Annotated in this window: 16 protein-coding genes and 1 other annotated feature; of the genes, 3 read left to right on the top strand and 13 right to left on the bottom strand. The window is 41.9% G+C overall.

The window, feature by feature from the left end; translation table 11 throughout:
- Positions 1-15: 15 nt before the first annotated feature.
- Both RV00_RS00125 and RV00_RS00120 read right to left on the bottom strand, forming a co-directional pair.
- Complete coding sequence (locus tag RV00_RS00125; RefSeq protein WP_071860580.1) at positions 16-1,236, bottom strand: 3D domain-containing protein; 1,221 nt, start codon at positions 1,234-1,236, stop codon at positions 16-18.
- Between the two features lie 195 nt (positions 1,237-1,431).
- Positions 1,432-2,220, bottom strand: coding sequence for a putative ABC transporter permease (locus RV00_RS00120; protein WP_071860579.1), 789 nt, complete (start codon positions 2,218-2,220; stop codon positions 1,432-1,434).
- A gap of 194 nt (positions 2,221-2,414) precedes the next feature.
- On the opposite strand from RV00_RS00120, the gene RV00_RS00115 reads away from it, so the two are divergent.
- Together RV00_RS00115 and RV00_RS00110 are read left to right on the top strand one after the other, a co-directional pair.
- Complete coding sequence (locus RV00_RS00115) at positions 2,415-4,139, top strand: ABC transporter ATP-binding protein (protein ID WP_071860578.1); 1,725 nt, start codon at positions 2,415-2,417, stop codon at positions 4,137-4,139.
- On the top strand, positions 4,132-5,889 hold the full coding sequence (locus RV00_RS00110; protein WP_071860577.1) for an ABC transporter ATP-binding protein: 1,758 nt from the start codon (positions 4,132-4,134) through the stop codon (positions 5,887-5,889). Before RV00_RS00115 ends, RV00_RS00110 begins: the two co-directional genes overlap by 8 nt.
- Positions 5,890-5,979: 90 nt before the next feature.
- On the opposite strand, the gene RV00_RS00105 is transcribed toward RV00_RS00110, so the two are convergent.
- The 10 genes from RV00_RS00105 to RV00_RS00060 all read right to left on the bottom strand — a co-directional run bounded on the left by RV00_RS00105 (position 5,980) and on the right by RV00_RS00060 (position 16,332).
- Positions 5,980-7,188, bottom strand: a complete 1,209-nt coding sequence (locus RV00_RS00105) for an MFS transporter (protein WP_071860576.1) — start codon at positions 7,186-7,188, stop codon at positions 5,980-5,982.
- A 138-nt stretch (positions 7,189-7,326) separates the two neighbouring features.
- Positions 7,327-8,493: a glycoside hydrolase family 3 protein gene (locus RV00_RS00100; protein WP_211272357.1), complete on the bottom strand. Its 1,167-nt coding sequence runs from the start codon at positions 8,491-8,493 to the stop codon at positions 7,327-7,329.
- 109 nt (positions 8,494-8,602) lie between these two features.
- Positions 8,603-9,298, bottom strand: coding sequence for a winged helix-turn-helix domain-containing protein (locus RV00_RS00095; RefSeq protein ID WP_071860575.1), 696 nt, complete (start codon positions 9,296-9,298; stop codon positions 8,603-8,605).
- Between the two features lie 169 nt (positions 9,299-9,467).
- Positions 9,468-10,079 (bottom strand): hypothetical protein, encoded by a 612-nt coding sequence (locus tag RV00_RS00090; protein ID WP_071860574.1) that lies wholly within the window; start codon positions 10,077-10,079, stop codon positions 9,468-9,470.
- Between the two features lie 101 nt (positions 10,080-10,180).
- On the bottom strand, positions 10,181-11,125 hold the full coding sequence (gene trhO, locus RV00_RS00085) for an oxygen-dependent tRNA uridine(34) hydroxylase TrhO (RefSeq protein WP_071860573.1): 945 nt from the start codon (positions 11,123-11,125) through the stop codon (positions 10,181-10,183).
- A gap of 108 nt (positions 11,126-11,233) precedes the next feature.
- Positions 11,234-12,355, bottom strand: coding sequence for a 5-methyltetrahydropteroyltriglutamate--homocysteine S-methyltransferase (locus tag RV00_RS00080; RefSeq protein ID WP_071860572.1), 1,122 nt, complete (start codon positions 12,353-12,355; stop codon positions 11,234-11,236).
- 88 nt (positions 12,356-12,443) lie between these two features.
- Positions 12,444-12,683, bottom strand: a binding site (T-box leader).
- A gap of 157 nt (positions 12,684-12,840) precedes the next feature.
- Positions 12,841-14,007, bottom strand: coding sequence for a DUF3089 domain-containing protein (locus RV00_RS00075; RefSeq protein WP_071860571.1), 1,167 nt, complete (start codon positions 14,005-14,007; stop codon positions 12,841-12,843).
- 108 nt (positions 14,008-14,115) lie between these two features.
- Positions 14,116-15,000 (bottom strand): 16S rRNA (adenine(1518)-N(6)/adenine(1519)-N(6))-dimethyltransferase RsmA, encoded by an 885-nt coding sequence (gene rsmA / locus RV00_RS00070; protein WP_071860570.1) that lies wholly within the window; start codon positions 14,998-15,000, stop codon positions 14,116-14,118.
- Complete coding sequence (gene rnmV, locus RV00_RS00065) at positions 14,997-15,563, bottom strand: ribonuclease M5 (RefSeq protein WP_071860569.1); 567 nt, start codon at positions 15,561-15,563, stop codon at positions 14,997-14,999. The genes rsmA and rnmV overlap by 4 nt, the downstream gene beginning before the upstream one ends.
- Positions 15,556-16,332, bottom strand: a complete 777-nt coding sequence (locus tag RV00_RS00060; RefSeq protein ID WP_071860568.1) for a TatD family hydrolase — start codon at positions 16,330-16,332, stop codon at positions 15,556-15,558. The genes rnmV and RV00_RS00060 overlap by 8 nt, the downstream gene beginning before the upstream one ends.
- A gap of 236 nt (positions 16,333-16,568) precedes the next feature.
- On the opposite strand from RV00_RS00060, the gene RV00_RS00055 reads away from it, so the two are divergent.
- Positions 16,569-17,168 (top strand): hypothetical protein, encoded by a 600-nt coding sequence (locus RV00_RS00055; RefSeq protein WP_071860567.1) that lies wholly within the window; start codon positions 16,569-16,571, stop codon positions 17,166-17,168.
- A 413-nt stretch (positions 17,169-17,581) separates the two neighbouring features.
- On the opposite strand, the gene RV00_RS00045 is transcribed toward RV00_RS00055, so the two are convergent.
- Complete coding sequence (locus RV00_RS00045) at positions 17,582-19,075, bottom strand: AcpB/EbpR/MafR family transcriptional regulator (RefSeq protein ID WP_071860565.1); 1,494 nt, start codon at positions 19,073-19,075, stop codon at positions 17,582-17,584.
- Positions 19,076-19,377 lie beyond the last annotated feature (302 nt).

The following is a 19,377-nucleotide window of genomic DNA, read 5'->3' as shown; positions in this document are numbered from 1 at the left end:
ATATATTATATTGATTTAGCTGATCACTGTAACCGTTACTGAACGACGGCCCCATTGAATACATTGCTCTACGGTTGAAAAATGGCAGTCAATGATGTTGCCTTTGATCGCGCCGCCAGTATCGCCTGCGATGGCGATGCCATAACCAGATACTTCTACCATCGATCCTAATGGAATGACGCTTGGATCAACAGCAACGACTTGTGGGTTCTGACGTAAGTCGATCCCCATCGCCGTAAAGAAGGTATTGACTGATTCCGCACATGAATAGGCAGTTGATTGCATTTGCATTGTTTTGCCTGATGTTGTCGGCGTACTTGGTTCAGCCGGTTTAGGTGTTTCAGGCTTTGGCTGTTCAGCTGGTTGTGTCGATTGTTGGTTCGTCGTTGACGAAGATTCTGCCGGCTGTGTTGATTGAACCGCAGAGGATGCCGGACTAGATTGCGAATTTTGCGCTTTAGTCGAAGCAACCGTTTTTTCAGCTTGTGCTTTCGCTTCGGCCTCAGCTTTTTTAGCAGCTTCCGCTTGAGCTGCCTTCGCTGCTTTTTCTTCTTTCGCGGCTTGTTCCTGCTGTGCTTTTTCAGCGGCCTCACGAGCCGTTTCGACTTCTTTGGCTTGACTGATTTTTTCTAAGCTAGTCTTATTTTCAGCTAGCTCTTGTTTTAAATTCGCCATTTTAACATCAAGCTTAGTTGATTCAGCTTCAAGATTTTGGCTATCTTGTTTTAATTGGGCTTGTGTTTTTTCTTGTGTCGCTTTTAATTCGGTTAAGCGGTCTTTCGCTTCGCCAAGACTTGCGACTTTGGTTTTTTCAGCATTTTGAATGACTGACATAGCAAAAGCGCGGTTTAGAAATTCCCCAAGGTCTTTTGATTCTAAGAGTGCATTGATCGAACGATCCGTCATGCCGCTGACTTGGACTTCTTTCATTCGTTCAGCGATAGCGGACTTACGTTCATCAATTTTTTGTTCTGTCTCAACGATCTCGGTTTTTGTCTTAGCCAAGGTCGCCTCGTTTTGACTGATCTTTGTCCGAATGTCATTGACCTCTTGATATTTTTCGTTGACATCGTTCAACGCAAGTTGTAGCTCTCCGCTGATTTTATCGCTTTGGCGTGTAATCGCCGTTTCTTTTTTATCTAACTCATTCAGTGACTCTGCGTGTGCAAAGACTGGTAAAAGTATGTTCACACCTAAAATTGCTGTGGCAACAAACCCAAACGTTTTCTTTTTCACTTAAAAAGTCCACCTTTCTATTTTACCCTTCGCTATTATACGAAAAAAAAGGGGGCTTTTTGTTTCAAGGAGATTACATTTCATTACAAAACAAATGGAGTTTAAGTAACATTCGTTTTATTTTTATCATTTTCCATAAAAAAGATAGCCCCTTCAAGGATCGAAAGGGCTAAAACTTGTCATATTTTTGTAATATTATTTTTTCCGTAGCTCTTTAGATAACTGACGGATCTCCGTTAAAGGACTTTTTATTTCCTGCGATTTCATATTAGGGAAACTATTTAAGAAACGGCGTTCTTGGAAATTCAACTTCGGTAACTGCTTACGCCACTCCGGCTGCTCTTTAATTTCCGCTAACCAGCTTCTACGACTTTGATAACGTTCCTCCGCAGCGGTCTTCAACTCATCCAAATTGGTTTGCAACTGATCCTTTTTCTCTTGGATCGTCGCGCTCATCGTCTTCATTGCACGACGTAGCGAAGACAGGTTAGCCAACGTAAAGCCTAGATCGAAACTGGTCAACATCAATAAAATCAGTGGCAAAAAAATGCTGAAACGCTGCTGCCAGCCTTCCACCACCGTCATTAAGTAGGGGTTCAGTATCCGCACGATGAAGACACAGGCTAAGCCCCAAAAAATCGAAACGGGCACAGCCACCCGGCCATTGATGTTGAGTGGCACATCTTTATAATCCCACAAAGTTAAGTGAAAAATCTTTTCTAAAAGAAAACTCGTCAGATACTCCAACAGTGTGACCAAAATTAGCGACAAACAAAAGAGCAAGACGATATTTTGCTGATAAGGCTCGATTAAATACAAGACCCCCACGACGCCAAAGCCATAAATCGGTGTGATCGGCCCAAGTAAAAAACCGCGATACACAAAATGCTTGGCCTTGATTGAGCAATAGATCGTTTCCCACAGCCAGCCAATAAATGAATAGCAAAAAAATAAGAGCACAACTAATGTAAAAATACGTTCCATTTTTTCCTCCCTAGTTATCCATAGAATTGATTTTATTATTCCATGGATAGGCATAAAATGCTAGTTTGATCTGTCTGAATGTCCTTATGTCAAAATTTTCAGGGGAAATCATTCTGTCTCTTTTGACAAATACGGTACAATATAACCGATACTATTTTTACATTCTATCTACTTTATATATTGGAGGACGTTTCATGTTTCAACTATTGCGTTATGCCAAAGATTATCGCAAGCAGATTATCTTAGGCCCATTTTTTAAATTTTTAGAAGCCGTCTTCGAACTGATTTTGCCTTTGTTTATGGCTCGTTTAGTCGATGAAGGGATCGCCAAGCATGATCAAGGCAAAGTCATTGAGATGGCTTTAGCGATGCTGGGACTTTCCATCGTTGGTTTGCTCTGCGCACTGGTCTGTCAGTATTATGCTTCGATTGCCTCGCAAGGCTTTGGAACAGTTTTGCGGAATCGGCTGATGGAAAAAATCAACAGTTTTTCCCATAAAGAATTGAACCGGTTTGGTACAGATACCTTGATCACCCGGATGACTAATGATATCAATCAGATGCAAGGTGCTTTAGCCATGCTGATCCGGCTAGTCGTCCGCGCCCCTTTTTTAAGTGTTGGTTCGGTGATTATGGCCTTTTATATTGATTGGCAGATGGGCTTGATCTTTTTGATCCTCTTGCCTTTGTTTTGTATCATTCTTTTTTTGATCATTCATTTTTCCGTTCCATTGTATAAAACGATTCAACATCAGCTAGATCAATTGAACCAGCTAGTGACCCAGAACTTGAGTGGGGTGCGGGTGATTCGCGCCTTTGCTCGAACTAAAACTGAAACGGCTCACTTTAAAGAACAAACGGATGATCTTTCAAAGCTGAATCAAAAGGTTGCGAATATTTCCGCCTTGCTGTCTCCCAGCACGACGTTGATTATGAACGTCGGGATCGTTGCTTTGCTTTATTTCGGCGGCTTTAAAGTAAATGTCGGTGGTTTGGAGCAAGGCCAAGTCTTAGCGTTGATTAACTACATGAACCAAATGTTGCTGGCCTTAATCGTCGTTTCCAATCTCGTGGTACTCTTTACGCGGGCGGCGGCTTCTGCCAATCGGATCAATGAAGTTTTTGCCACAGAACCAACTTTGACCGCTGAAAAACAATCGGTCAAAATTGATCAACAGGCACCGCTAGTTGAATTTAAAAAGGTTGATTTTCGTTATACGGAAAAATCTGGTTTAGCTTTACAAAATATCTCTTTCAGCTTAGCAGACAACCAAGTCTTAGGGATCACGGGAGCGACTGGTAGCGGAAAATCGACGCTGATTAATTTGATCCCACGTTTTTATGATGCTACCTCAGGCACGGTGGATTTTTTTGGTGTCAATGTACGTGCGTGGTCGTTGGAACAATTACGGTCTGAGATTGCCTTAGTACCGCAAACAGCGGTCCTATTCAGTGGAACGATTCGCGAAAATCTCCAATGGGGCAAACCCGATGCCACCGACGACGAATGCTGGCAAGCCTTAGCAACTGCACAAGCCAGTGAATTCGTTCAAAGTCTTTCCAAAGGATTGGACACGCCCATCTTGGAAAATGGCAAAAACTTTTCAGGTGGACAACGACAGCGGTTAACGATCGCCCGTGCGTTGATTCGCAAACCCAAATTATTAATCTTAGACGATTCTTTATCCGCCCTTGATTATCAAACCGATTTAGAGCTGCGACAAGCCATGAAACGTGAGCTGAACTGTGGAATCATTATTATTTCCCAGCGGCTGCGCTCGATCCAAGATGCAGAAACGATCCTTTTAATGGATAATGGCCGGCTGGCCGCACAAGGCAGCCATGAATCTTTATTAAAGGACTCTCAACTCTACCAAGAGCTGGTGGCTTCGCAGGAGGAGGGTGCAGTGCATGCTTAAACAAAAGAATTTTTTTCATTCATTAAAACTGTTTGTTCCGTATCTAGCCGCTTATCCTAAACAATTGATCGCGGCTGTGATTTTGGGGATCGCTAGCGGGATTACTTCGGTCATGATGACTTATTACATCGGGGTCGCAGTGGATCAAATGGTGAATCAAGGTGCAGTCGATTTTCCCCGTCTATTTCAAATTCTCCAATTATTTGTCGGGATCTTTTTAGTCACTGTAATTAGCCAATACTTTATTCAGCGCCTCGGTAATAAAGTCGCCTTTGATTCTGTGGCGAAACTGCGGGATGAAACATTCACTCATTTGAACAAACTGCCACTAAGCTATTACGATCAAAGTTCAAAGGGCGATATCGTCAGTCGGTTCACCAATGATATGGATAATATTTCGACTGCGATCTCAGCGGTCTTCAACCAAGTCTTCTCCGGCATGACCGTCGTCTTAGTCGCGTTAATCTTTATGCTTTACCTGAGTCCATTACTGACCTTAGTCGTTTTGGTCGCAACACCGATCATTTTTTTGTTGACTTATATTGTAGCCAAGACTTCACAGCAATACTTTACCAGCCAGCAAAAGCTCGTTGGTTCAATTTCCGGTTTCATCACAGAAATGGTCGGCAATCAAAAAATCGTCAAAGCCTTTCAACGTGAAGAGCAAAACCAAAAAAACTTTGAAGCGTTGAATCAAGAACTGTATGTTCGAGGACAAAAAGCGCAATTCGCTTCTTCTTTAACGAATCCCTCTTCCCGCTTTGTTGACCACTTGGCTTACTTGATGGTGGGCTTAGTTGGCGGACTATTAGCGTTGAAAACCAATAGCGGGGTCACGATTGGAATCATTTCCAGCTTTACGATTTATTCGAGTCAATTTACCAAACCGTTTATCGAACTATCCGGCATCACGATCCAACTCCAAACCGCTATTGCCGGCTTGGATCGCTCTTTTGAATTATTGCGTGAACCAGTGGAAGAACCAGACGATTCAGATGCCGTCGTTTTGAAAGATACGTACGGAAAAGTCGTTTTTGATCATGTGGCTTTTAGCTATCAAAAAGATCAGCCCTTGATCGAAAACTTTAATTTGTTGGTTCAACCAGGCGAAACGATTGCTATTGTCGGCAAGACCGGCGCCGGCAAATCAACTTTAGTCAATTTACTGATGCGCTTTTACGAAGTCGATGATGGTCGGATTACGATTGACGGCATTGACATCCGCCACCTGACCCGCGATAGTTTGCGGCAGCAATTCGGGATGGTCTTGCAAGAAACGTGGTTAATGGATAGTAGTTTGCGGGCTAACTTGCGTTACGGTCGCAAATCAGCCACCGATGAAGAAATTTACGCTGCGCTAAAAGATGCTTACATGTATGAATTCGTCATGCGACTACCCGACAAATTAGATACCATCGTCGGTGAGGCCGGTGTCAAACTTTCTGACGGACAACGACAACTATTGACGATCGCTCGTACCATGATTAGTCGTCCGCCCATGTTGATTCTTGATGAGGCGACTAGTTCGGTAGATACTTTGACAGAACGAAAAATTCAAAGTGCCTTTTTAGCCATGATGAAGGATCACACCAGTTTCGTGATCGCCCATCGCCTATCAACAATTCAAAATGCCGATCAGATCCTTGTTTTGGATCACGGACAAATCGTTGAGATCGGCAGCCATCAAGAGCTATTGCAAAAAGATGGATTTTACAAGCAACTATACGAAGCACAGTTTTCCAAAAGTTAAGAACTTTCGAAAACGAATATAGTTAAAACTGATATCCTCAGCTTTTCTTATAAAAAAACAGTAGGCTCGTGTTAAACGAACCTACTGTTTTTATTTTTTTGCTCGTTGATAAAAGATCAAACTCAGTCCACTTAGTATCACCACGAAGATGCCCGAAAGTAAGAACCACATCGCGATCCCTAATTTTTCTGACATCGGCCCTGCGATAATCAAGCCGACAGGCATCGCCGCGGACATCACACTACCAAACAGCGAAAAGACTCTGCCTAATTTTTCTGGAGCGATCGTTTCTTGTAAATAAGCAGTAAAGGGAATATTGTATAAATTCCCCATGGCGCCCATTAAAATACAGAAAAAAACAAAAATCCAATAGCCGGTGATTGTTGCAGGAGCTAAGCCGCTGCCGATAAAGGTGATGCCAAGTCCGACAACCGAAAGCTGAGCAGCTAACAGTTTCTCCCGCCAAGTTTTCTTCATACCAATCAAAAAGGCGCTGATCATCATGCCCACCGCATAAGAAAATTCAACAACACTGGCAAACCACGCCGACAATTCAAAATGTACATTGGTCATTAACGGAAACAAGGTTCCTAGCGGTAAATAAAAAGCCATAATAAAGAATGAAAAGAGCATCACTACAAGTAACGGCGGATCAGCTTTAAAGACTGCAAAGCCGTCCTTCAATTCTTGAAAATAATGCTGCATACTTTCTTCACTGCGGGGAATGTTCGGTACGTCGACGATCCATAATGTAAAAGAGGCCGCCAGTGCGCCAATCAAATCCGTCAATAAAATTACCCATAGAGGCAGTACCGCAAACATCGCAGCTCCTAAAACAGGTCCCAGCATAAAGGCACCAGATTGCAAAAATTGATTCCAACTATTGGCTTTTACTAACTCCTCTTCCGGCACTAATAGCGGAACGATTGCTTGAATTGATGGTGTATGAAAGACGTTCGCCAATGAGCGCAAGAACAGCGCGACGATCACTACCACAAAGCCCGGGTTGCCGATTAAGAACCATAAAGATAATACTAAGGCTACCAAGCCCATAAATAGATCTGCGCAAATCACCACGTACTTGCGTTTCAAACGATCCAGCCACACGCCTACAAAAGGTCCTAAGAACATTTGTGGCAGAAAAGCAAATAATCCTGCTAAAGACAACATGATCGCTGATTTTGATTCATTCGTCAGCCACCAAATCAGTGAAAATTGAACTGCGGAGCTGCCAATTAAAGAGACTGTCTGTCCCGATAAGATCGTTAAATATTTTTTTCGCCATTGCTGCTTTTCCATAAACTCTCCTTTGTTTGTCGTCTGACAAAACAAGCAGCTTCATCAAACGTTAATTAGTTCGTTAGCGCGAATAATTTCAACCGCATGGATGCACACATAGAAAAACCTCCTAAAATTTTTTTTGAAAGAATTTGATGTTTAAATGACACCAAGTTCAGCTTTCCACGTTAATAAGCGTTCTAATGATTGATCTAGCTGTTGTTCACTGTATTCCCCTTTTTTAATAGCATTTAAAATATAAGGAATTTGCGTACTGTAGCTAGAAGATAACACCAAGTCATTCCCCGCCTGTAATGCCTGCAAGCCTGCTTCATCTTGAGAAATGAAATCCGCCAGACCAGCCATGTCCATGTCATCGGTCATAATGACCCCTTTAAAGCCAAGTTCGTTCCGGATCGTGTCATGAACGGGCTTTGAAATAGAGGCTGGACGATTACCATCGATAGCCTGGATAATATTATGCGAAACCATGATACTATCGGCCCCTGCTTTGATTCCCGCTTCAAAAGGCACAAAATCATTTTTCCGCAGTTCATCGATTGGGCGATCATCCGTCACGATCTCTACATGAGAATCACGATTATTGCCGTATCCCGGAAAATGTTTCAAGGTAGAGCCAACTTTTTGTTTCTTCATTTCTTCGACACTCAGGCTTACATATTTGCTAGTCCCTTCCGCATCCATTCCGATCGTCCGATCATAAATAAAAGATTGAGGATCGGTGGACACATCTGCATCGGGAAACATACCTAATTGAATCCCTAGTTCTTTGAAGATTTGAGCTTTGCGCTCAATATCTTTAGTGATCCCGTCCCAGCCATCCTTCTGATAGATCGCCTGGGGACTGGCAAAAGCCGGGGTCACGATTTGGTTGCGGCTCAAACGGCTGACCGTCCCGCCCTCTTCATCTGAAGCAATAAACATCGGGGTCTTACTGGCAGCTTGATAGCTTGCGATCGTTTGTTTTAAATCACTCTGACCCTTACCTTCCATATCTCGATCGAATAATAAATAACCGCCTAAATGATAGTTCTCAATATCTGCGATTTGATTTTGCTCAGGAACACGAGCTAAAAATAATTGTCCAACTTTTTCTTCTAGTGTCATTTTTTCCATCAATTTATCGACCTTCGTTTCCACTGAGCTTTTTTTGTCAGTGTTATTCGTCTGCTCCTTTTTTGAAGAAGTCTCCGTTGTTTTCTTAGCGTCACTTCCAGTGGAATTTTGCGTATCTGAACCGCCGCAAGCAGCCATCGTAACTATAGCAGACAACATTAGTACACTCATAAAAATTCTTTTTTTCACGATTTCCGCTCCTTAAATAAGTATCTAATGTTCATTTTAGCATAGTTTCATTCCCTAAAAATGCAAAAAGTGTTGAGAAAGAAGCGGCCGCTTCTTTCTCAACACTTCACTATTTATTTTGCACAATTGAATCCTGCATCACTCGGTAACCTTTACCCCAAATGGTCTGGATCACTTCTTTGTCTATTTCAAGCATTTCTAATTTTAATTTGATGTTTTTCACTAACGATGAAAGCTGTGCTAAGCGTGATTGAGAAACATTTCCCCAAAGAGTCATGCATAACTCGTCACGAGAAATAATCTCTCCCGGTTTGCTGCGTAATTTTTCTAACACTTGCAGTTCCAACGTAGATAAATTGATCAAGGTGATCGCTGAAATGCCTCGCGGTTCTTCTTCAAGATACGCCTCAACTTCACCTGGCTCATGATTTTGATAACTGGCCATGACCTCTGCTAGGTTTTCTCGTAATGATTCAATAGAGTCATTACTTTGAACGTAGCCGCTTAGTCCGTGATTTAGTAATTGGCCTTTTTCATCTTCGCTGAGCGGATGATCCATCTCACGTAAAATTCGCTGCCCCTGTTTTTTAAGCTTTGGCAACATTATTTCCAATTCATAGCTGGAGATTGTTTCACCAATAATAATGATTGGAAAATAATTGACTAACTCAGACATATGTCCAGTTGACTGCAATTCTTCCAGAATACTAGTAGAACAAAAAACCTCATAATTTAGATGCTGTAATTTTTTAGTAATTACTTCTTCTGCCAATATATTTTTAGTCAAAACTAATACTCGAACCATCTATCCGCCCTCATTTTCTACTAAATAATGCCTATAAATAAAATATAACTTAAATTTAAGCGAAAAAAAGGTCTTTTTTTAACGTATATTAAATAAAATTATGAACATTCCTAACTATTTCGTTTTTTTATTTTTAGAATAAAGAAAAACCGTGATTTATCATCACGGTTTAAGCTGTAACCTTATTTAATTCTTTTGTTTGCTTCACCGCTTTTTCAAAAATCGGTAAGTTGAATTGTTTGTATAATGCACCTGCCACAAAGTAGGCGATGTTAAAATCAACCAAACTGTGGATCAATCCTCCGACACCCATCAATATGAAAATAGTATATAGATAGCCTTGTGAATAGAACGTATCCGGCATATTGCCCATAAAATAAAAGGCTGAGACGACTAGCATTTCGGCCACCGCATGAATAATACCAATCACTAAGTTAAAGACTTGGAAACGACCATTAGCTAAAGTGAATTTCCCATCCTTCAATACGATTTCAGGATGAGCTTGCAGATATTTTGCACCAATCACTGCGAAAATAATGTGAGAGAATGCCCGTAAAGCAATAATTGGTGTCGTTGAGATAAAAAATCCTAAGGTAGTCCCTAATACGACCGCAACTGCAACTAATGGCGAGAAGAACATCGCAATAAAAACCGGGACATGACTCGCCAATGTAAATGAAGCTGGTGGAATCATGATCTTCGGCATAACCATTGGAATTAAGATTCCTAGACCAATCAACAACGCTGAAATCGTTAAATTTCTAACTGAATTATTTTTCATTTTATCCTCCCTGAACTGTCAAGACACTTTATTCGTTCTTTAGTTTAGTGCATATCATGGAAAGTGTCAAGACACAAGGACGGAACTTTTTTGAAAATTTTCTATTGCTTTTCAATTATTGCTAATCGTTCCAAGCGTTCTCCTTCGGTTAGCGAATGTTTTTTAACGTAACGATTTTTTACGTGCTTGGCACAGGCCAATGAACACGCACCTAAATATTTAGCCTCATTTTCTTCAGAAACTAACATTTGACGATTGCATTCAGGATTGCTGCAATTGATATAGCGCTCGCACGGCGTTCCGTCGAACCATTCCTTGCCGACGATCGTCTTATCTACTTGATTGATCTCGACACTAATTCGCTCATCAAAGACATACATTTTGCCGTCCCACAGCTCTCCTTTGGTTTCCGCATTTTTCCCATACGCCGCGATTCCACCATGAAGTTGGGCGACGTCTTCATATCCTTCACGCAATAACCAGCCGGAGAATTTCTCACAGCGAATCCCGCCGGTACAATAAGTGACGATTTTTTTATCCATCAGTTGCTCTTTGTTTTCACGAATCCAGGCTGGCAGCTCTCGGAAATTATGAATCTCTGGACGAATCGCTCCGCGAAAATGACCCAGATCATATTCATAATCATTACGAGCATCGATTACTACAGTCTCCTCATCCAGCAATGCTTGCTTAAACGCTTGCGGCTCTAAATAGTTTCCTGTCAGTTGTCGAGGATCGACGTCTTCATCTAAGTTTAAAGCGACTAATTCACTCCGAGGGCGAACGAATAATTTTTTGAAAGCATGTCCTTCACTCTCGTCAATTTTAAAATAAGTATCTTTAAAACGTTGATCCGCTAGCATCATAGCCATATACTGATCGGTTGCTGCTTTCGTACCTGATAAAGTCCCATTGATACCTTCTGGCGCAACTAAGATTCGGCCTTTGATTCCAAGTTCCTGACAAAAAGCCAAATGTTCCTTCGCAAATGTTTCAGGATCTGCGATCGTTGTATAGTTATAGTAAAGCAAAACACGGTAATCCATGATAGTTCCTCCTGTTTCTTTCATTCTTTACTACTATAGGAGAAGAAAATCGTTTTTTCGAGCTAGATGCTTGTGGAATTGTTTACAAGAAAAAACTCCCGCCAATCATTAAGCGGGAGAAAGGTTTAAATCTGGCCAAACTTCCTTAGCCGTCTCAACAACTAATTTCAATTTCGCCCATTGATCTTCTTCGGTGACTTTATTGCCTTCATGGGTGGAAGAAAAGCCGCACTGAGGACTTAGACAAAGCTGATCTAAGGGTACAAATTGCGTCGCTTCCTTGATCCGCGCTTTCAACTCTGCTTTAGCTTCCAGCTCAGGGGTCTTTGTGGTGACTAAGCCTAAAACGATACGCTGATCGTGAATATTTTTTAACGGCTCGAAGCTACCAGAACGTTCATCATCGAATTCCAAGAAAAAGCCGTTGAATCCTTCGATTGCCAGTAAGCATTTGGCGATTTTATCGTAGGAACCATTATAGAGCCAGTGAGATTGGAAATTGCCTTTGCAGAAATGAAAGGTCACCGCTAAATCGGCTGGCTTATTGGCTAAGACGGCCTCGGTAATAGCGCCAAATTCCTGGATCAGCGCATCTGGATCATAGCCATTTTCCACAATTAGTCCACGGAAACGTTCATCAAACAACCCACCCCAGCTGGTGTCATCCAGTTGTAGATAGCGGCAACCCGCATCATAAAAGGCTTGGATCGCCGCTTGATAGGTACCAATCAAGTCTTTGATGAAAGCTTCTTTATTGGGATAAATCGGCTTTTCATGGTATTGCTTAGACAAGATAAACGAATCTAAATAGATCATATTGGGGCCCGGAATCGTCTGCTTGGCTAATGTTTTTCCAGCTTGCTCGTTGGTAAATTTGAAATGCTCTAAAAAGGGATGCTGCGAATTGAAGGATAGTTTGCCACTAACGAAAGTCCCTTGCGCCTCGGTAGTAATCCCAAAAGCCGTCGTTTCAAAATCAAACACGGTAATTCTATTCAAACCGGCAATAAAATCCAAATGCCACCAACGCCGACGAAATTCGCCATCCGTTACAGCTTCCAGACCAATTTCTTTTTGCTTTTGGATTACTTTTATGATTGCTTCATCTTCAATCTTGGTCAAAGCCTCTTTGGTGATCGTCCCTTGTTTAAATGCCGCTCGTGCTTCTTTTAGCCTCTCAGGCCTTAACAAACTACCTACGTGATCAAAACGAAATGGAATCTTACTCATGAAATCCGCTCCTTTATTTATAGTTTTCAGAAGAATTCTGATTGATAACTACGTGAATAAAAAAAGCCCTTAGACATCCGACTAGACATCTAAGGGCATAGTTATACGTTACCACCTTATTTTGCAGCGACCTCACGATCCACTGCCTCGACAAGTACCCCAACATGGGAGACTTCTGTTGTTTAACGGAACATCCCGTATCTTCTTAATTAATCAGAAGATCCACTCAAAAGCCATTTTCAACATAAATCCTGTTCATCTCTTTTCAGCTACCGAGACTCTCTGATGGAAAAGGGTTTATCTCTACTTTCTTTCTCATCGTTTTTTAATATTTATTTAAGTTAAGGATAGTCTCCGAATATGCTTTTGTCAAACACTTTTTTTTACCGGCTGTTTTTTTATTCTGAATAAAATTTTTGGCTTACCAATTTCCGACTTGTCAAAAAACAAGGAACCGCCTATCTTTCGATAGACGGTTCCTTGTTTTATTGGACAGGTTGTTGGTTTGGATCAGTGGCTTGCTGGTCTTCTTGAACCGGCTGGTTTGCATCTGATGTTTGGGTTGATTGCTGTGGATGGGTCGCGAAATATTGGGCTTCACGATTTTCAGCATTTTGTTGCAAGTTGTAATAATAAAAACTGATGTCATTGTTTAAGTATGAGCCTGCTGGATACAGCTTCCGGGTGCTTTCAGGCATCTCGTATTTGGCTTTATCAGCGATCGAGCTGATAACTAAGCCTCTAGCTGGATCGACGGTCGCATCAGCAAAATTCATGACCTTGGTATAGTCGCCTGAATCATTGCGGATATAAGAGCCAAGATTTTCTGCTGCCGTTGCCGGTGTAGCATCGGTTCTCCAATTGATTGGATTAATCGCCAACGCCCCTTGATCCCAAGTAGGCAACTCTCCAGTGAAATCGGGGGCAACGGTATTGTAAGAAACCACTACTCCGGTATCGTCTGGTCCAGTCGCGAATTTGACTTGCGGGTTATCGTTCATTTCTTGTTGGGTCACGGATTGGCCTAGTACGTAGGCTGCGATCATCCGATTGCTGACGCCAGGATTCTGTTTGAAATAGTCATACATGATCGACTTGATTAGGCGCGCACCTTGAGAGTGACCGACTAAAATAAAGGGACGATTATTATTTTTGTGTTTAATGTAATAATCAAAGGCGGCCATCACATCGGCTTTTGGCACACCGTCCACATACTGGTTTTGTTCTTCTTTCGATTTTGAAAGCAGCCAATTCGCGTCTAATTGGCGGTAATAAGGAGCAAAAATATTGCCGCTTGTTTCAAAGGCAGAGCCTTGACTGGCTAAGAAAACTTGTGCCCCGGCCCGCATACTGTCGTTATCAATTTTAGCAATTGGCGAAGTATTTTTATTTTTTTGCGCGTAAGCAGTCGTATAAAGCATGAAAACGTCGGCTTGACTAGTGATCTCTGTCGGTTCAGCCAACCAATTATTGGCCTTGCTGTAATCGCTGGCTTGGATCGTCTCCCCAGCCTTTTCTGGTTCTTTGACTTTAATTGAGGTTTTCCGTGTTTCTTCCTTTGGTTCCTCATTTTTATTCATGGTAGTGTAAGCGTAATAGCCACCGGCGCCTAATACTACTACAACTAACAATCCAATTAAGAATTTTTTCATCGTATCCTCCAAAAAACAAATTTATTACTTCTATTATAGGTGAGTTGGGTTTTGTTTGACAAATTTCGTGTGGATTTAATGAAAAAACAAAAAGAGCCGCAGCTCTTTTTATTTTTCTTTATTCGACTCTAGGGCATTTGATAAGCGGGCAAATTCTTCCAACGAAAGTGTTTCACCGCGACGTTTTGGATCGATCTCCGCCTGTTGCAGGCTGTTCTCCAGCCATGCGCGGGTCGCTTCCTCTTTGCCATACGTGTTTAACAAATTATTCCAAAGGGTCTTTCGCCGTAAAACAAAAGCTGACTTAGTTAATTTGAAAAATTCTTTTTCATTTTTTACAGCTACTGCTGGTGTCTCCCGGCGAACCAAACGTAAAATTGCCGAATCCACATTCGGTTGCGGAATGAAGACCGTCTTCGGTACGATAAAGGCTGTGCTGGCTTCCATATAATATTGGACCGCGATTGACAGCGAGCCATAAGCTTTCGTCCCTGGTTTAGCAGAGATGCGATCAGCGACTTCCCGCTGCATCATTACGACCATCTCAGCAATTGCTAAATCAGAAGCCAAAATATGCATCATGATGGGTGTCGTAATGTAATAAGGCAAGTTCGCTACGACTTTGATTGGACCTTCCTGATCAAAATAAGCCGTTTCTTGCTGTAAATTAACTTTCAAAATGTCATTATGAACGACCTTGACATTGTCATAAGGGCTTAACGTATCCGCTAAGACTGGAATCAAGCGGTCATCGATTTCAAAGGCTAACACTTGGTGGGCAGCCCGAGCCAAATGCTCCGTCAAGGCGCCGATTCCGGGACCAACTTCGATCACATTCGTACCTTTATCGATCTCAGCGGTAGCGACGATTTTTTGTAAAATATTCGGTTCGGTCAAAAAATTTTGACCAAGACTCTTCTTGAAAGAGAATCCGTGTTTTTTTAGGATTTCTTGCGTTCGAGAAGGCGTTGCGATGTCTTTATATTTATTCAAGCGGTTTCCTCGACTTTCTTCATGGCCTCACGGAGCTGGGCTTCGGTGATCCGAAACATCGCCAACCGTTTTTCTAATTGTTTCGCGTTTGTATAGCCAATCTTCAGTTCCTCACCTAAACGCTCGCGGCGTTCACGGGCTTGAGCTCCCGCTATTAAACCATAATCCAGCAGCATTTGTCTAGCAATTTTTGGGTCATCATTACTAGCTGCCGGGGTCACCACTTTCCGCAAGGATTCAACGATGGCTTCGTCACTGGCATGCTCGACACCCAGACTGGCCCCTCGTTTTTGCGGGGTGGCCATTCTTCTGGATAAGAAAGCGTGCTGGGCATCGGGGATAACTTCCATGATTGTCTTGCGAATCTTCTCACCGGAAAAATCCGGATCGGTAAAAACGATCACTCCGCGAGTCTCTTGGGCATGTTCAATCTGTTCTAAAATCGTTTCATCGATCGCTGAACCGCGAGTTTCGATCGTATCGACTTCAAAAACTTCCTTTAGGCGTTTTGTATCATCTTTACCTTCCACAACAATGATTTCTTCAATTCTTTCTTTAGTCATGGGCATTGATCCTAAACAAGCGATGCGCGTTCTCGGTCGTTTGACGAGCGACTTCTTCCATCGGCAAGTTCCGTAATTCGGCGATTTTTTCCACCACATAACGTGTATAGCCCGGTTCATTACGTTTGCCGCGGTAAGGCATTGGCGCTAAATAAGGCGCATCGGTTTCGACGAGTAATTTATCCATCGGTACAATGGTCGCTGCTTCTTGCACATCCAAGGCTTTCTTAAAGGTCACAACGCCAGAAAAAGAAACATGCATTCCTAAATCTAAGAAGCGTTCTGCCCATTCACCGCTACCGCTGAAACTGTGCATGATCCCGCCAATCTCACGAATGTCTTCCTCTTTTAAGATTTTATACGTATCCTCTAATGCTTCACGGGTATGGATACTAATCGGCAGCTTCATTTCTTTAGCAATGGCGATCTGACGACGAAAGACTTTGTCTTGTACTTCTTTTGGATCTTCCATCCAATGGTAATCCAAGCCGATTTCGCCTAACGCCACCACTTTAGGCAACGTCAATTTTTCGATTAAATCCTCCTCGATCGCCTTAGTGTAACTCCCCGCTTCCGTCGGGTGCCAACCGATGATCGAATAGATTCCGTCATATTCTTTGTTCAAAGCCAAACTTTTTTCGATCGTCGGTGTATCAAAACCTACGACTGCCATCTCTGTTACCCCTAATTCCCGAGCACGTTCCACCGTTTCTGGAATTTCTGCGTCAAATTGCTCCGCGTTCAAATGGGTATGAGAATCAAAAATCATTGATATTCCTCCTGCTGATACTTCGCTTAAGCGTGAAGTATCACTTAAATTTACTTTCTTCGTACGCCTACCATAGCACAAAATCTAAATTTTCTCATTCCCTATGAAAATCCGTCGCAGGTCGGATGCTGTCATCGTCTATGCCCTCTATAATTAAAAGGGAAGAAAGTGATCCACTCAAATTTTTTCAAGACAGCTAACTACTACTCGGTGGAAAACTGATAGGAGGTTTTTTTATGCCGAATTTCCAAAAAGATTATCCCAACTTCGCCAGCTATTTAAAGCGGCGCTATCCTGATAAAAGAGACCCTTTAAAAAGTGTTTGGCATTGGGGGATCTTGATTCTTTTTAGTCTATTATGTATCGCAACGATCAAGCAGCAACTGTTGACGATCGGTCTTTTGATGATTCTAGCAGCTCTAATAAAGGGGCCCGGACTCTTACTGTTTGGCGCACTGTATTCCTTTTTAGTCAGCTTGTTTCCGCCGATTGGTATCTTGCTCTCCGCTATTTTCTTTTTATTCAATCTGCGGTTGTTAACCAAAAGCTGGCGCGTAAATCTCGTAACCTCGCTTTTTTACTTGTATCCGCTAGGCTTGAGCCTATTGCGCTACTTTACTCATTGGGAAGCCTTCTGGCAAATCGGACTGCAATTATTGCCAGGTCTGTTACTGCTGCACTTTGTCTTGATTCAAGTCTACTATTTCCATCCTAGCGTACGGCAAGTCGCTTGGACCGTTCTAGCAACCCCTTTTGAATTGATCTCTTTGATCCTGCCTAAACGTCTGAAACGACCTTTCCGCTCAGCCCAGCAAGTCACTAGAATAAAACGCTAAATAAAAACCGCGAAAGTTCATATTACTTCGCGGTTTTTGGTTTAGTCTCAAGCTTTCCACATGCTAAAATATATAGACCCTTGCTTTTCTTTGAAAGGAAGGACTCAAATGACTTCAAAGTATGAGATTCCAGATAACGAGCAATTATTAGCGAAAGAATTCTAAAAATTAGGCCGACTGTTCTTTGATAAAGTCCAAGCCAAAAACTTCGCCCAAGCTTATCAGCGATTAGATCAGCTTCCGTCCAAAGCAACAAACACACAACACACCAAAGTGCACACTAAAAACAAACGACTAATTGAATAAAGCCGAATAAGGCAGTTAGAGGATGCATGCATCTTCTAGCTGCCTTTTGGTTTAGGGAGATTGTGGCCGTCTACTCCACTCCCTCTTTTAGGATAAGTCATTTCTTTTCAACCAGCTAGCTTACTCACTAGCTGCTGCAATTGGAACACATCTTGATTAGTCAAAAACGGATCGATCACCACCGTCGGATATTCGTCCGGTACCTCTTCCACACTGCTGGAAGTAATCAGCGCATCATACTTTTCCAGCTCTGAGCGGTTGATATTGACGCTACTTAAATTTTTCTCCACATAATGGACTTCAAAATTCCCGTAAATCTGGCTTTCAATCTGATTTCCTAAGAAAAATTCCTCTGTTGGTGACAGCTCCGATAACAATAACAATTTTAACGGACGGTCACAGCTGGCTAAGAGCGTCAAACTTTGGGGAACCATCGTGATCAACAGATACACGTAATTCCAGATAAAATCGTTATCCTGATACATTTGATGGCGCGAAACGAAGCCTTCTACGATTTTCGCCACCTTTTTCACGGCCTGATCATGTGTTTCCGACAATTTTTCAAGAAAAATCTTTCTTTGACGGAATAAAATATCGATCAGTTTTCCGTTTGGCGAATAAATCAAATGTTCATTCAGCAAGTTGATCGTCACTTCCTGTTTCTTTTCATGACCAAGCGAGAAATTCAACAAGCTATCAAACTCTTCAACTAATTCCAAATGACGATAATAATAATCCGCATATTCCCCTTCTCTTTTCAAAGCGCTGTGCAGCTGGATCTTGCTGGACACCACGATATCGGAATAAGACAACCAGAGGCAATCCTTGATTTCCTCTGAGGACAATTTCAAACGAAAGACCTCCATCGACATCCGTCTGAAGGCATCCAAAATATTCCTCTCCGGCAGCATCAAATGACTGCCCAGCTCTTCTTTTGGATAATAATGTCCATTTTTGATCCGCCACAAACTAATATAAATATTGTAGCCCAGCCGCTTACGTGAAATGTAGTTATCTTCCAATTGATTGACCTGAATGAATTGATTCACCAGATCCGTGATCGCCTTGATCTGAAATTCCTTCAGTTCCCGATACAAGGATTCCAAACGATCCGACTTCTCAATGAAATAGCGATAATACATGTGGCGAATTACACTTTCCTTGCCTTCTAGCCGCAACGGACGATAATGCAAAGTGACTCCTGTTTCCAGCAAAATACTTTCAATTTTTTTTAAGTTCCGTTGTGTCTTTGACGGACTTAAAAACAATTTTTTCGACAAGTCGATGATGTTTTCGCACTTTTCATATAGCAGTTCTTCGATGATCTGAAACTCTGGCGATTGTTGGATCGTATCCGCATACAACCGATTGATGCTGACGTGGGACTTGATGTTCAACTGATACAAGCCCTTGAACTTCACGATCATAAACGCATCTTGCTGACTATTGATCAGCTTCACATCCTTTAACAGTACCGATAATGAACATTCCAATTCCTCTAATAATTGGTCACTAGATAATCCGTTACGACAAGCATAAAGCAATTCGACTAATCGCAAATGTCTTAAATTACTTACCCCTAAAATATTTCTAAAATCCATATAACCACCCTTTTTCACTAACCCCGGTAAAACCTCTCTACCCAACATTTGACGTCGAGAACCCAACCACGAAAAAGACCGATCAAAAATCCCCTAATTTTTGATCCAGTATGGTTTAAAGCTCTTTTCTTCCCGGTTCTTAATGGTTCAAGTTCTTTTTTGGTTTAAAGTCCGCTTTCCTCCTTTCCTGCCAAACAATTTTTTTATGATAACAAAAGGAAAAACAAGAATAAAAAGTCCCCACTCTATTCTGGTTTAATCCACCGTCTAACTATTAATAATGGTAACTGAAATCCAGCTTC

Source organism: Enterococcus devriesei, assembly GCF_001885905.1.
Lineage (GTDB): Bacteria > Bacillota > Bacilli > Lactobacillales > Enterococcaceae > Enterococcus_A > Enterococcus_A devriesei.
The sequence above is the reverse complement of the archived record's forward strand: the minus strand, read 5'-3'. Positions and strand labels throughout refer to the sequence as shown.